This window comes from Citrobacter sp. wls706, assembly GCF_005281305.1.
In the GTDB taxonomy this organism is placed as follows: domain Bacteria; phylum Pseudomonadota; class Gammaproteobacteria; order Enterobacterales; family Enterobacteriaceae; genus Citrobacter; species Citrobacter werkmanii.
In genome coordinates this window covers 126,712-141,425 of sequence record NZ_SZXG01000029.1, presented here as the reverse complement: position 1 = coordinate 141,425, position 14,714 = coordinate 126,712, and the positions used below count along the sequence as shown (strand labels likewise).

At 53.9% G+C, this 14,714-nt stretch carries 12 protein-coding genes and 1 pseudogene; 9 read left to right on the top strand and 4 right to left on the bottom strand.

From position 1 onward, the window contains the following. Positions 1-75: 75 nt before the first annotated feature. Positions 76-984, bottom strand: coding sequence for a LysR substrate-binding domain-containing protein (locus FDW92_RS05595; RefSeq protein ID WP_042307328.1), 909 nt, complete (start codon positions 982-984; stop codon positions 76-78). A gap of 126 nt (positions 985-1,110) precedes the next feature. Between FDW92_RS05595 and FDW92_RS05590 the strand changes: the two are divergent. The 6 genes and pseudogenes from FDW92_RS05590 (at position 1,111) to dusC (ending at position 7,103) form a co-directional block, all read left to right on the top strand. Then, positions 1,111-2,470 (top strand): annotated as a pseudogene (locus FDW92_RS05590) (aromatic acid/H+ symport family MFS transporter). 11 nt (positions 2,471-2,481) lie between these two features. Continuing rightward, a complete protein-coding gene (gene gtdA / locus FDW92_RS05585) occupies positions 2,482-3,519 on the top strand; it encodes a gentisate 1,2-dioxygenase (RefSeq protein ID WP_042307332.1) in 1,038 nt (345 codons plus the stop codon). A gap of 15 nt (positions 3,520-3,534) precedes the next feature. Next, positions 3,535-4,236, top strand: coding sequence for a fumarylacetoacetate hydrolase family protein (locus FDW92_RS05580; RefSeq protein ID WP_042307334.1), 702 nt, complete (start codon positions 3,535-3,537; stop codon positions 4,234-4,236). An 8-nt stretch (positions 4,237-4,244) separates the two neighbouring features. Next, complete coding sequence (maiA, locus tag FDW92_RS05575) at positions 4,245-4,889, top strand: maleylacetoacetate isomerase (protein ID WP_042307336.1); 645 nt, start codon at positions 4,245-4,247, stop codon at positions 4,887-4,889. Between the two features lie 14 nt (positions 4,890-4,903). Continuing rightward, positions 4,904-6,097, top strand: coding sequence for a 3-hydroxybenzoate 6-monooxygenase (locus FDW92_RS05570; RefSeq protein ID WP_042307339.1), 1,194 nt, complete (start codon positions 4,904-4,906; stop codon positions 6,095-6,097). A gap of 61 nt (positions 6,098-6,158) precedes the next feature. After that, the gene (dusC, locus tag FDW92_RS05565) at positions 6,159-7,103 is read left to right on the top strand and encodes a tRNA dihydrouridine(16) synthase DusC (RefSeq protein WP_042307340.1); all 945 of its coding nucleotides are present in this window, start codon (positions 6,159-6,161) and stop codon (positions 7,101-7,103) included. A 257-nt stretch (positions 7,104-7,360) separates the two neighbouring features. Here dusC and FDW92_RS05555 read toward each other — a convergent pair whose 3' ends face one another. Next, entirely contained in the window at positions 7,361-8,095 is a 735-nt protein-coding gene (locus FDW92_RS05555) for a class I SAM-dependent methyltransferase (protein ID WP_042307342.1), read from the bottom strand. Positions 8,096-8,264: 169 nt separating this feature from the next. Between FDW92_RS05555 and mdtQ the strand changes: the two genes are divergently transcribed. Next, complete coding sequence (gene mdtQ, locus FDW92_RS05550; RefSeq protein WP_042307344.1) at positions 8,265-9,704, top strand: multidrug resistance outer membrane protein MdtQ; 1,440 nt, start codon at positions 8,265-8,267, stop codon at positions 9,702-9,704. A gap of 24 nt (positions 9,705-9,728) precedes the next feature. Here the strand turns inward: mdtQ and FDW92_RS05545 are convergent, their stop codons facing one another. Further along, positions 9,729-10,301 (bottom strand): DedA family protein, encoded by a 573-nt coding sequence (locus FDW92_RS05545; RefSeq protein WP_042307347.1) that lies wholly within the window; start codon positions 10,299-10,301, stop codon positions 9,729-9,731. A gap of 902 nt (positions 10,302-11,203) precedes the next feature. On the opposite strand from FDW92_RS05545, the gene FDW92_RS05530 reads away from it, so the two are divergent. Both FDW92_RS05530 and pbpG read left to right on the top strand, forming a co-directional pair. Beyond that, positions 11,204-11,791 (top strand): Yip1 family protein, encoded by a 588-nt coding sequence (locus FDW92_RS05530; protein ID WP_038641953.1) that lies wholly within the window; start codon positions 11,204-11,206, stop codon positions 11,789-11,791. Positions 11,792-11,972: 181 nt separating this feature from the next. After that, entirely contained in the window at positions 11,973-12,920 is a 948-nt protein-coding gene (gene pbpG / locus FDW92_RS05525; protein ID WP_042307350.1) for a D-alanyl-D-alanine endopeptidase, read from the top strand. A gap of 64 nt (positions 12,921-12,984) precedes the next feature. Here the strand turns inward: pbpG and dld are convergent, their stop codons facing one another. After that, positions 12,985-14,694 (bottom strand): D-lactate dehydrogenase, encoded by a 1,710-nt coding sequence (gene dld, locus FDW92_RS05520; protein ID WP_042307352.1) that lies wholly within the window; start codon positions 14,692-14,694, stop codon positions 12,985-12,987. Between the last annotated feature and the right edge of the window lie 20 nt (positions 14,695-14,714).

The following is a 14,714-nucleotide window of genomic DNA, read 5'->3' as shown; positions in this document are numbered from 1 at the left end:
AACGTGCTACCGATCACATCATGAATTCTAAGCATAGAGGAAATAGACATCTGGAACATTGCGCAAATGACTGCGCTAAACCTGCGCCAGGTAATACAAAAAGCGATTCAGGGCGGTGGTGGGCGTTTCATTGTTGCGCCAGAATACGCCTACGCTGCCTTTTTGTTCAATCTTCGGCAGATTCAGGATAGCCAACTGTCCCTGAGCGGCATAACGCTGTGCCAGACGCAGAGAAAGAATAGAAACCATGTCGCTACTTTGCAGCAGGTTGGTACTGACGTTTATCGACGCTGATTCAATGGTGTTTTCTGGCAGCATTACGCCATTATCGACCAGCGCGTTGTCAATGCTAATCCGAATGGGGGTGCCTGTCGGCCAGACAATCCAGCGCCAGTTAGCCAGATCGTTCCAGGTGAGCAGGGGATATTTTGCCAGCGGATGATCGGGGCGGGCGACAAAACAGACCGGCTCGGTATACAGCACCTGGTAATTGAGCGGCAACTGGAGCGCCCGGCCGCCAACGCGACCGACGACGACATCCACTGAACCCGCCAGCAGATCGTGCAGTAACGGGGTCATCACTTTCTCTTCAATATTGAGATGCAAAGTGGGTAGCTCCGTAAGCAAACCCAGTATTGCTTGTGAAACGCAGTCGGTCGCCACCGGCGAGCAGCCAATCTTCAGGCTTCCCACCAGACCGCCTTGCTTGAAACGGGCAATTTCATACTGCGAACGCTCCATATCATTGATCAGGCGCTGAGCATGTTGCAGTAACAGCTTGCCACCTTCGGAGGGGCGTAAGCCTTTGCTATGTCGTTCAAAGAGCGTGATGCCAATCTCATCTTCGAGCTGTGATAACCATTTGGACAAGGCAGGCTGGGTGATATTCATCATCCGGGCGACGTGAGTCAAATTTCCCTGTTCCCCTAGCGCGACCAGCGTTTGCAAGTGGTGCAACTTTAGTTTCTGTGCCCAGTTAGCCATTTGCTATAACCTCCAGGTTATGCCTCTGCATGAAAAGCCATTGTACATTTCATCTCCAAACATACAAAGTCGCAACATACCTAAAACAAAACAGACATCTACTCTACCTGCACTGAGGCATTCACTATGACTCAACAACGTGATCTACAAGCACTGATCGATTCTGCCCCCGTCGGTAAGACGCAGTGGCGCGTGATTATTTGCTGTTTCCTGGTCGTCATGCTCGACGGTTTTGATACCGCGGCGATTGGTTTTATCGCACCCGATATACGCACCCACTGGCAATTGACCGCCGGGGATCTGGCGCCGCTTTTTGGCGCAGGACTGCTGGGGCTAACTGCTGGCGCGTTGCTCTGCGGCCCGTTGTCCGATCGCTTTGGCCGTAAACGGGTGATTGAGCTTTGCGTGGCGCTGTTTGGCGCGCTGAGTCTGATCTCTGCTTTTTCGCCCGATCTGCAAACGCTGGTTATTTTGCGTTTCCTTACCGGGTTAGGTCTGGGCGGCGCGATGCCTAATACCATCACCATGACGTCGGAATACCTGCCAGCCCGTCGACGTGGCGCCTTGGTCACCATGATGTTCTGCGGCTTTACTCTCGGATCGGCTATGGGCGGCATCGTCAGTGCTCAACTGGTGCCGGTTATTGGTTGGCACGGCATTCTGGTGCTGGGAGGCGTTTTGCCGCTGATGCTGTTTGTCGCCCTGCTGTTTGCGTTACCGGAATCCCCGCGCTGGCAGGTTCGTCGCCAGCTACCGCAAAACGTGATTGCCAGAACTGTCAGCGCTATTACCCGGGAGCGTTATGACGATACCCATTTTTATCTCAACGAGAGTTCAGCGATTGCCAAAGGCAGTATCCGCCAGCTGTTCGTCGGGCGACAGTTGCCCATTACCCTGATGTTATGGGTGGTGTTCTTTATGAGCCTGCTGATTATTTATTTGCTCTCCAGTTGGATGCCAACGCTGCTTAACCACCGCGGAATCGACCTGCAACATGCCTCCTGGGTAACCGCGGCCTTCCAGATTGGCGGTACGTTAGGCGCGCTGGCGCTGGGCGTACTGATGGATAAATACAATCCTTTCCGCGTGCTGGCGGTGAGCTATGCACTGGGGGGCGGTGTGTATCGTCATGATTGGCCTGAGCGAAAACGGTCTGTGGCTGATGGCGTTGGCGATTTTTGGCACCGGCATCGGGATTAGCGGTTCTCAGGTGGGTCTCAATGCTTTAACCGCTACCCTTTATCCGACGCAAAGCCGGGCGACGGGCGTCAGTTGGTCTAATGCCATTGGCCGCTGCGGCGCGATTGTCGGTTCGCTTTCCGGCGGCGTGATGATGGCGATGAATTTCTCATTCGATAACCTGTTTTTCATTATTGCCGTTCCGGCGGCCATCAGCGCGGTGATGCTTACGCTGCTGACGGTTGTTGTTCGCCAGTCGGCCTCTGTCCCTGACGCCTTGCCACGCGCAGGCATCGTGAATGAATAAGGAGAATCCCTATGTCTGAACTGAATCAGGATGTTAAGAACATCCGTCAACAATTTTACCAGCATATTTCCGGGCAGAATTTGACCCCACTGTGGGAGTCGCTGCATCGTCTGGTGCCGTCAACGCCGAACGCGCATTGCGCGCCTGCGTACTGGAACTATCAGGAGATCCGCCCGCTGCTGCTGGAAAGCGGCGATCTGATTGGCGCGAAAGAGGCGATTCGCCGCGTGCTGGTGCTGGAAAACCCAACGCTGCGCGGACAGTCATCAATCACGCCAACGCTGTATGCCGGGTTACAGCTGATTATGCCGGGCGAGGTTGCGCCGAGCCACCGTCATAATCAGTCTGCGTTGCGCTTTATTGTCGAAGGGAAAGGGGCATTTACCGCCGTGGATGGCGAGCGCACCCAAATGCATGAAGGCGATTTTATTCTGACGCCGCAATGGCGCTGGCACGATCACGGCAACCCAGGCAGCGAACCGGTAGTGTGGCTGGACGGTCTGGATCTGCCGCTGGTGAATCTGTTGGGCTGCGGCTTTGCGGAAGACTACCCGGAAGATCAGCAGCCGGTCACGCGCAAGGAAGGGGATTATTTACCGCGCTATGCGGCCAATATGCTGCCGCTGCGTCATCAAAAGGGTAATTCATCGCCCATTTTCAACTATCGCTACGATCGTAGCCGTGAAGCACTGCATGACCTGACCCGCATGGGCGAAGCCGACGAGTGGGACGGTTACAAGATGCGCTACGTGAACCCGGTAACCGGTGGATATCCCATGCCGTCAATGGGGACCTTCCTGCAATTGTTGCCGAAGGGCTTTGCTTCGCGGATGGCGCGTACCACCGACAGTACTATCTACCATGTGGTGGAAGGAAGCGGGCGGGTCACCATCGGCAACGAAACCTTCAACTTTTCGCCAAAAGATATCTTCGTGGTGCCGACCTGGCACGGTGTGTCGTTCCAGGCCAGCGAAGATACCGTCTTATTCAGTTTTTCGGACAGACCGGTTCAGGAAGCGCTGGGGTTGTTCCGTGAAGCACGTTATTAATTTGGGAGAGAGAAAATGACGCAATACGTATTCGAACCACAAGCGCCTGTTACCGTTCCGGTGGTTGGCAGTGATGAACAATTTCCCGTACGCCGCGTGTACTGCGTGGGCCGCAACTATGCCGCTCATGCGCGTGAAATGGGCTTTGATCCGGATCGCGAACCGCCGTTCTTCTTCTGTAAACCTGCCGATGCGGTGGTTCCGGTGGCGGCCGGTCAAACCCTCGAACTGCCGTACCCTTCGCAGACCGATAACTATCACTATGAGATAGAGCTGGTGGTGGCGATTGGTAAAAAGGGCAGCGATATACCACTGGAAAAAGCGCACGAATATATCTGGGGCTATGCCACCGGTCTGGATATGACCCGTCGCGACAGGCAGATGGAGATGCGCCAGATGGGGCGTCCGTGGGAAATCGGCAAAGCGTTTGATCTCTCTGCGCCCATCGCGCCGCTGCATAAAGCCAGTGAAAGCGTAGATGTTAACAATGCGCCTATCTGGCTGCAGGTTAACGGCGACGATCATCAGCGGAGCGATATTCGCCACCTCATCTGGTCTGTGAATGAAACAATTAGCTATCTGTCCGGATTTTTCGAACTTCAGCCGGGCGATCTGATCTACACCGGTACGCCGGAAGGCGTGGGGGCGGTAGTGAAAGGTGATGTGATCACCGGCAACGTAGACGGTTTAACCCCCATCGCCGTGAAGATTGTCTGAGGTGGATGATGAAGCTGTACAGTTTCTTTAATAGCTCCGCGTCATATCGCGTGCGTATCGCGCTGGCGCTGAAGGGGCTCGATTACCGGACGGTAGGCGTCAACATTCGCATCGGTCAGCAGAACGAGCTGGCCTACCGGCGGATGAATCCGCTGGGGCTGGTGCCGACGCTGGTGACCGACGCCGGAGAATCGCTTGGGCAATCGCTGGCGATAACCGACTGGCTGGATAGCCACTTTCCGCAGTCGCCGCTGCTGCCTGCTGACTTCCCGATGCGCAGTCGGGTGCTGGAAATTGTCTATGCCATCGCCTGTGATATCCATCCAGTGAATAACATGCGGGTTCTGCGCTACCTGAGCGACGAGTTAAAGATCAGTGAAGAGGATAAAAAACGCTGGTATGCGCACTGGATCCAGCAAGGGTTAAGCGCAGTGGAACAGATGCTGCGCCAGAGTCATTCGGGGGCGTTCTGTGTGGGTGATGCGCCGACGTTGGCGGATTGCTGCCTGATCCCGCAATGGGCGAACGCGCTACGTATGGGCTGCGATTTGAGCGCATATCCACGGTGCAAGGCGGTCTATGATGCCTGTACCCAGCTTCCGGCGTTTATCGCCGCCGCGCCCGAGAACCAACAAGACAAAATTCCAGCCTGATAAGGAGAACGACAATGGCTAAAGTGACACGCGCAATTATCGTGGGTGGTGGGATTGGCGGCGCGGCGACCGCGTTATCGCTGGCCCGTCAGGGAATCAAAGTGATGTTGCTGGAGAAAGCGCATGAGATTGGTGAAATTGGCGCGGGCATTCAGCTCGGACCAAACGCGTTCTCTGCGCTCGACAGCCTTGGTGTGGGAGAGGTTGCCCGCCAGCGCGCCGTTTTTACCGATCATATCACCATGATGGATGCGGTAAATGCGCAGGAAGTCGTGCGTATTGAAACCGGACAGGCGTTCCGCGATCACTTTGGCGGTCCTTATGCGGTTATCCATCGGGTGGATATTCATGCTTCTGTGTGGGAAGCGGCGCTGGTTCATCCCAACGTTGAGTATCGCACTTCAACTAACGTGGTTGATATTCGCCAGACCGAGAATGACGTGACGGTATTTGACGAGCATGGCAACAGCTGGACGGCAGATATTTTGGTCGGCTGTGACGGGGTGAAGTCGGTTGTCCGTCAGTCTCTGATTGGCGATGCGCCACGCGTGACCGGGCACGTGGTCTATCGCGCGGTGATTGATTGCGATGATATGCCGGAAGATTTGCGCATTAACGCGCCGGTGTTGTGGGCCGGACCGCACTGTCACCTGGTGCACTATCCGCTGCGCGGCGGCAAACAATACAATCTGGTGGTGACCTTTCATAGTCGTCAGCAGGAAGAGTGGGGCGTGAAGGATGGCAGTAAAGAGGAGGTACTTTCCTATTTTGCCGGTATTCATCCACGTCCACGGCAGATGCTGGATAAACCGACATCATGGCGGCGCTGGGCCACTGCTGACCGCGAGCCGGTAGAGAAATGGGGCACCGACCGCATTACGCTGGTGGGCGATGCCGCGCACCCGGTGGCGCAATATATGGCGCAGGGAGCCTGTATGGCGCTGGAAGATGCTGTCACGCTCGGTAAGGCGTTACAGCAGTGTGACGGCGATGCGGCTGATGCCTTTGCCCTGTATGAGTCGGTGCGCATTCCGCGTACGGCGCGGATTGTCTGGTCGACGCGCGAAATGGGCCGCGTTTATCACGCTGCGGGCGTCGAGCGCCAGGTGCGTAATCTGCTGTGGCAAGGCAAATCACAGGCGGAGTTTTATCGCGGTATGGAGTGGCTGTACGGCTGGAAAGAAGATAACTGTCTGTTGCCGCGCTGAGCCTCTTTAATCTCCCGAACGGAGGCGCTACCATAGCGCCTCTTTTTTTGCGGGTGACGATATGCGTGTTTTACTGGCGCCGATGGAAGGCGTGCTCGATTCCCTGGTGCGCGAACTGCTGACTGAAGTGAATGATTACGATCTGTGCATCACGGAGTTTGTGCGCGTGGTGGATCAGCTCCTGCCGGCAAAAGTATTTCACCGGCTCTGCCCGGAACTGCATAACAACAGCCGCACGCCATCCGGTACGCAGGTGCGCATACAGCTGTTGGGCCAGTACCCGCAGTGGCTGGCGGAGAACGCGGCCCGCGCGGTCGAACTGGGATCGTACGGTGTCGATCTGAACTGCGGCTGTCCGTCGAAGCTGGTCAACGGCAGCGGCGGTGGCGCGACGTTATTGAAAGATCCAGAACTTATCTACCGCGGCGCAAAAGCCATGCGCGAGGCGGTTCCGGACCATCTCCCGGTGACGGTGAAAGTGCGCCTGGGCTGGGACAACAGCGATCGGCAGTTTGAAATTGCCGATGCCGTCCAGCAGGCTGGCGCCAGCGAACTGGCGGTGCATGGTCGTACCAAAGAGCAGGGCTATAAGGCCGAGCATATTAACTGGCAGGCGATTGGTGAAATTCGCCAGCGACTTACCATTCCGGTTATCGCGAATGGCGAAATCTGGGACTGGCAGAGCGCCCAGGATTGTATGGCCATCAGCGGATGCGATGCGGTGATGATCGGCCGTGGCGCGTTAAATATCCCGAACCTGAGCCGCGTGGTGAAGTACAACGAGCCGCGAATGCCGTGGCCTGATGTGGTGAGGTTGTTGCAAAAATATACCCGTCTCGAAAAGCAGGGTGACACAGGGTTGTATCATGTGGCGCGTATTAAGCAGTGGTTAGGGTATTTGCGTAAAGAATATTCACAGGCAACGGCACTGTTTCAGGAGATTCGCGCGTTAAACAATTCACCGGATATCGCTCGAGCAATTCAGGCCATCGAGATTAGCGCCTGACATCAGTTCCGGTAGGCCGGATAAGGCGTTTACGCCGCCATCCGGCATCAGAGAGAATGATAGCCTGACATTTCTGCTATCAGGCCAGGGCGAAATAACGACATCAGAAAATCATCTTAAACACGCCCGTTACCACCAACAGCCCAATCAGAAAAATAATTAGAATAATCCACAGCAGAATTTTCATTAACTTTCCTTTTTTTGGTAAGTTCAGAATGAGTATAGGAAAGTATCAACTATTCTGCCTGGCGGTGTTGTTATGCCGGTTTACGTGCGCTCAGTAAAAACACCATTGGCCGCTCTTTTTCTTCATCCAACGCCGGGTTTTCAGCAATCTGCTGAGCTGATGGTCCCCATTCATCAATACACACAATGTCGAATCCGGCGGCAATGAGCGCGTTAATCCAGGTCGCCAGCTTACGGTGCTGTTTTTTAACGCCTTCAGCAAACCAGTTACTGATACGCTCGCCTTCTTGTTGATAATGATTAACCGGCCAGGACAGCTGCCCGGTTTTGTCTTTTATCCAGCCCTGGTTAAGCGGTGCGGTATAAATCGGGTGCTCGGCAGAGAAAACTAACATACCTCCCGGTGTTAATGCCTGGTAAATCGTTACGAATAATCGTTCAATATCGTGTAGATAATGCAGGGCAAGGGAGCTATAAGCCAGGTCGAAAGAAGCCGGTGAGAGAGTAAGCGTTTCGAGATCTTCACGGCGATAAACGATGCCATTGCCGTGAGTCATATTGTGCGCCTGGGTTAACATCTTTTGTGAGATATCCAGCCCCACGACGCTGGCGGCATGATTATCGCGCGCGTAGCGGCAAAACCAGCCATATCCGCAGCCCAAATCGAGAATGTTTTTACCCTGCAGAGCGGGGAGCATAGCTTGTATTGCTGGCCATTCCGGTGCGCCATCAAGCCCTTTTACTGAACGATCCAGCGTGGCATATCCGGCAAAGAATTCCGGGTCGTCATAAATATTCTGTGACATAAGGTTTCCATCTATAAATTATTAAAATTATTCAATCTATATTATTTGTGTGGTGTATATTTTTCTGATTATATATTTTTATTGCCAAAGATGTATTGCCACGCGTAACTAAAAAAGTAACAGCGACAAGTCGTACTCTCTGCGCATCTTTTCTTACCTGTATATCTCCATGAATCGTAATTCTGTTTTTGCCGCGACGGCATTGTTGCCTCTTTTTATTCTGATGGCAGGCTGTGCGCCTATGCATGATGACCGTCAGTCTCTGTCACAGCAGACCCCTGCTGTGAACGTCGATTCCGCATTACCTGCGGCATTAAAAAATGGCTGGCCGGACAGCCAATGGTGGAAGGCATACCACGATCCTCAGCTTAATGCGCTGATTGACAGCACGTTGCGAAACTCTCCTGATATGCAGGTAGCGGAACAGCGCATTCAACTGGCGGAGGCGCAGGCGAAGGCCGTTGAGGCGCAGGATGGCCCGGAGATCGATTTCTCTGCGGACGTTGAGCGTCAGCGAATGTCAGCTGAAGGGTTGATGGGACCGTTTGCCATTACCGATCCTGCCGCCGGAACGACAGGCCCGTGGTACACCAACGGGACCTTTGGTTTAACCGCCGGTTGGAATCTGGATCTGTGGGGGAAAAATCGGGCCGAAGTGACGGCGCGTATTGGGGCCGTTAAAGCGCGAGAAGCAGAGCGTGAACAAACTCGCCAGCTGCTGGCGAGCGGCGTTTCACGTCTGTACTGGGAATGGCAGACGCAGGCGGCGCTGAAAAGCGTGCTGACGCAGATTAAAAATGAGCAACAGAACGTTATTAACGTCGATCGTCAACTGTATCAAAACGGCATTACCTCATCGGTGGAAGGCGTTGAGACCGATATCGATTCCAGTAAAACGGATCAGCAACTGAACGATGTTAACGGCAAAATGAAAGTGATTGAGGCGCGGCTGAGCGCCCTGACTAATTCACAGTCTACCGTTCTGAAACTGCATACCAGTAAGTTACCTACCGTAGAAAGCCAGCTCCCGTCCCAGTTAGGCTATTCGCTGCTGGCCCGTCGACCGGATTTACAGGCCGCGCACTGGTATATTGAATCATCCCTGAGCAGCATTGATGCGGCGAAAGCTGCGTTTTATCCTGACGTGAATTTGATGGCATTTTTACAACAGGATGCGTTACATCTGAGCGATCTGTTCCGCCATTCCGCGCAGCAGATGGGGGTCACAGCCGGACTCACGCTGCCTATTTTCGACAGCGGCAGATTGAATGCCAATCTTGATATCACCAAAGCGCAAAGCAACCTGACGGTGGCGAATTACAACAAAGCCGTGGTAGATGCGGTGAATGACGTGGCGCGAGCAGCTTCGCAGGTGGAAACACTGGCGCAGAAGAATCAGCATCAGCAGCAGATCGAACATGATGCACAGCGTGTGGTGGGACTTGCGCAGGCGCGATTTAACGCCGGTATTATTGCGGGTTCGCGGGTTAGCGAAGCAAAGATCCCGGCGTTACGTGAGCAGTGCAACGGTCTGGTACTGCAAGGCCAGTGGCTGGATGCTTCCATTCAGTTGACCAGCGCGCTGGGCGGCGGCTACCACGCGTCGTAACACACCAGCCCGGTAGATACCGCTCTACCGGGCTGTCTTCTTGCCGCTGCGTTTTTTCAACCACCAGCGTGCGCCTACCACCAGTACAATCACCAGAACCAGCCATATCCAGTGCTTAATGTGCTGGTCGAGATTGTGCAGCCACGGCGCGATGACTTCTCCCCCCACATAACCCAGGGTGGTAAATATCAGCGCCCACACCAGCGCCCCGAGAATATTGAGCGGTAAAAAGATCTTCGGTGGCAGGTGACTGGCACCAATCAGCAAAGGGCCAATAACGCGAAAACCGTACATAAAACGCGTGCCGACCACAAACAGATAAGGACGCCGTTGGATCATCTTCTGCGCGTAATCAATTTTTGCCTGATGACGCGAAAAACGCCGCAGAATTTTGCCGCCAAAACGACGTCCGAGTAAATAGAGCAACTGATCGCCAATCATCCCGCCCAGCGCGACGGAGAGCACCACCAGCGGAAATTTAAGTACTCCCTGATGGGCCGCGACGCCACCTAACAGGGTAATGGTTTCCCCTTCAGCCAGACTGCCAATCACTAATGCGGCATAGCCGTATTGCGCAACATAATGATTTATATCCATACGATTGTATGACCTCCACCGCTTATAGCATACACCCTATGAATATTTGATGCCGGAAAAGCCGCACCGTAGCGTTCTAATGCTTATCAGTTAAGTATTATGAAGAATATGTGATTCTGGCTCAGGGTTCCGTTCACCTCCGCGGTGTCATTTCTCTGAAACGCCGTTACTCGTGAACGTGCAAGGGAGGCTCACCGCCACCTCCCTTGCATCCCTGGCTCCCGGCGGGAAAATCGTCGCTGCGCGAGTTATTCGTCTTATGCCGTCTGCCTGTCGGGTCGGGGCCGAGCCTGCGTCCCTGCAGGCCATCCCCTCTGCCCGCATCCCTGCGGGCAGACCCGGTCAGCCGTCAACGCTTCATCGATTTTCAGCCGGACCGGAGTCATCGCTTCAACGCTCTGACTTCCAGTTAAATCTGTTTTGCTGTTTAAACAAAAAACGCAAATGGTCAGGTGTGGGCTGGTCCGGCTGAAAATTGCCGACGTGTTTCCGTAAGGCCGAGAGAGCCAGCATGGATGCTGGCTCAGGGCGCGCTTTGCAAGGACGCTACCACGCGCCCGGCCCGGTAGCCTGAAGGAATAAGCGGAGGGTATTGCGCAGCGACAATTTTCCCGCCTGGAGCCGGGATTGTTAAGGGTACGGCGATAGTACCCTTAACACGTTCACAGACAGTATCGTTTCAGAGAAGTGATAAACATAGGGTGAACGTCACAATACGCCGGAGGTATCAGATTCATTACCTCCGGATGTTCCGCTCTCAGTTATCGTGACGGTTACTCTACTTCGTTAACTAACTGACATTGCACCGTAGCGATCCGGTATTTTCTCTGTGTACATAAAATAATCAAAAGCTGAATTATACTTGAAGTGTTGAGGTCCGGAGCTGACAAGAAGGGGGCGGTATGAACCATGTCTGGGGGCTGTTTTCCCATCCCGATCGTGAAATGCACGTGATCAACAGCGAAAACGAAAGCGTTTCGCATCACTATACCCATCATGTACTGCTGATGGCGGCAATCCCGGTTGTTTGCGCGTTTATCGGTACCACACAAATCGGCTGGAATTTTGGCGACGGCAACATACTACAGTTATCCCTGTTGACCGGACTGGCGCTGGCCATTCTGTTTTACGGCGTGATGCTGGCGGGTGTGGCTGTCATGGGCCGGGTTATCTGGTGGATGGCGCGTAATTACCCGCAGCGTCCGTCGCTGGCGCACTGTATGGTCTTTGCCGGATATGTCGCGACTCCGCTGTTTTTAAGCGGTCTGGTCGCACTTTATCCGCTGGTCTGGCTGTGTGCTTTGGTGGGAACTATCGCGCTGTTTTACACCGGTTATTTACTCTATCTCGGTATTCCGACATTCCTGAATATCACTCGCGAGGAAGGGTTAAGTTTTTCCAGTTCCACGCTGGCTATTGGTGTGCTGGTACTGGAGGTTCTGCTGGCGATTACGGTAATCCTGTGGGGTTACGGCTATCGCTTATTCTGATCTGTAAAACTCCTCTGCGCTGCGTTGTTGACGTAAAAGTCAGCAACGCAGCATTTCGAGACGATTCTCCTGTAGCGGCAAACCTGCCGGATCGCTATGATGCCTGAGCTAGCCTGAGAAAATACTTAATCTCGGGCGGTGTGCGTTGTGACGTGCGTGAACCCTTATCAGAAATCTCATCATGCTGAAATTCCGAGTTTCATTATTAAGCTTTGCCCTGGTGCTGGCCGTTCCTTTTGCACCCCAAGCCGTGGCGAAAACGGCACCTACCGTAGCGGCTTCTCAACCTGAGATAGCGTCCGGTAGCGCGATGATTGTTGATCTGAATACCAACAAGGTTATCTATTCGAACCACCCGGATCTGGTGCGTCCGATTGCGTCGATTACCAAATTAATGACGGCGATGGTGGTGCTTGATGCGCGACTGCCGCTGGATGAAAAACTGAAAGTTGATATCAGTCAGACGCCTGAGATGAAAGGAATTTACTCTCGCGTACGGCTGAACAGTGTAATCAGCCGTAAAGACATGCTGTTACTGGCGCTGATGTCATCTGAAAACCGTGCGGCAGCCAGTCTGGCACATCATTACCCTGGCGGCTATAACGCGTTTATCAAGGCGATGAATGCGAAAGCGAAAGCGCTGGGCATGACCCATACCCGTTTTGTGGAGCCGACCGGGTTATCGATTCATAACGTCTCAACCGCGCGTGATTTAACGAAGTTACTGATTGCCAGCAAACAGTATCCGCTGATTGGTCAGCTAAGTACTACGCGTGAAGATATGGCGACGTTTGCCAATCCGGCGTATACATTGCCGTTCCGTAATACCAACCATCTGGTGTATCGCGATAACTGGAATATTCAGTTAACTAAAACCGGGTTTACCAATGCGGCGGGCCACTGTCTGGTGATGCGCACGGTGATTAATAACAAACCGGTGGCGCTGGTGGTGATGGATGCTTTTGGGAAATATACCCACTTTGCCGATGCCAGCCGTTTACGCACCTGGATTGAAACCGGCAAGGTGATGCCGGTTCCGGCGGCAGCGCTGAGCTACAAAAAGCAAAAAGCGGCGCAGATGGCGGCGGCAGGTTCAGCTACGGGTGAACAAACCGCGCAGAACGATTAAACCGTAGGCCGGGCAAGCGAAGCGCCCCCGGCAACGTGCCCGATGGCGCTTACGCTTATCGGGCCTACGACTCTTTCCAGAACTTCTGCTTGCTCGTTTTCCCAATACCCGGGTTCATACTGTTGGTTGGGTCATTCTCGCGGTAAAAGCGGGTTAATGTTTCGGGCGCCTGGTACAGATGCCCGACGTTATGTTCCGCCGGATACTGTGCCCCACGCTCGCGCAGTAACTCCAGCATCTGTTCTTTCAGCGCATGGGCATCCACGCCTTTTTTAACGATGTAATCCTGATGGAATACATAGCACATAAAGTGCCCGTAATAGAGCTTGTGTACCAGTTGGCTGTCGATTTCTGGCGGCAGATGTTCATACCATTCGGTGTCGTTACGACGCAGCGCGATATCCAGCGCCAGAATATCTTCTACTTCATCCGCATGAACGGCCTGGTAACGAATCGCCGCGCCAGCCGCCGCGAAGCGGTGCAGGAACGCCTTACTGCCTTCTTCCGGCGTACAGGCAAAGAAGTCGCCCTCTGCCGTTTTGAAAAACTCATTTAGCCAGTTTTGCGCTTCAGCCACGCCGCCACCGGCCATTTTTAACAGCAGGTGATGCTCGTATTTGTCGCGCCAGCTTTTCATACGCGCCGGTAAGTGGCTGGGGAATAAATGGCCAAACTTCTGCATCGCCCGGTCGGTGAAGTGCGGACGGAAAAATTTCACTTTTTCCAGCATCGCATCGGTGCGGCCTTTCAGGGTGAAGAAAAACGGCATTTTGTCGGTGCCGAGTTTGTCTATCATCAGGAACGTATCTTTGCCGTACTGCTCAGCGATGTCATAAATATCGCGATGCATATATTCACCGGCAACCGGCAGATGTTCAAACTTCGCCAGAATATGACGGCGGATCTCCGTCAGCACCTCAGGCTGGTTGGTGCCGATATAAAAGACCTGCTGATTTTTTTCGGCTTCGAAAGTGTCCAGACGCACGGCGAAAACTGCGAGCTTTCCGGCACAACCGGACGATTCAAACAAGCGGTCCGGGTCGGCGTTATAGCGTGCGGGCGTATCCGCCTCAATATCTCTGACGCGGGTCACGTAGTCGTGATCGTGCGCATGACGTCCGTCGTGGCGAACATCGTCATCTTTGATGCGCTCGTCATCGAGTTTGCTGAGGATCTGCTCTGGGGTTTGGCCAAGCTCGATGCCCAGATGGTTAACCAGCTGTAATTTGCCCTGTTCATCAATACGCGCAAACAGCGACATCTCCGTGTAGGCCGGGCCTCGTTGCACCAGCGAGCCGCCGGAGTTGTTACAAATGCCGCCAATCACGGAAGCGCCGATACAGGATGAACCGATCACTGAATGCGGCTCACGACCAAAAGGTTTGAGCGCTTTTTCCAGCGAATAAAGCGTTGTTCCTGGCCAGGCCAGCACCTGTTCGCCTTTGCCGATGACGTGCAGCTTATCAAGACGCAGGGTGCTGATAATAACAATCTCACGGTCGTAATCATTGCCGCTTGGCGTAGAGCCTTCGGTCAGGCCGGTATTGGCGGCCTGCATCAGAATGATTTTGTCTGCGGCGACGCAGGCGTTCAGGACTCGCCACAATTCTAAAAGCGAGCCCGGAAAAACGACGGCGAGCGCATCGCCCTGGCCGGAGCGGAATCCCTTGCGATAGCGGGCGGTTTTAGCGGGTTCAGTGAGCAGGTGCGAATGACCCACCAGGCGGGTCAGTTCATTCAGGAAAGCTTTATTATCTGTTGTAATGGAAGACATTCTCCACTCCTTGTGGTGGG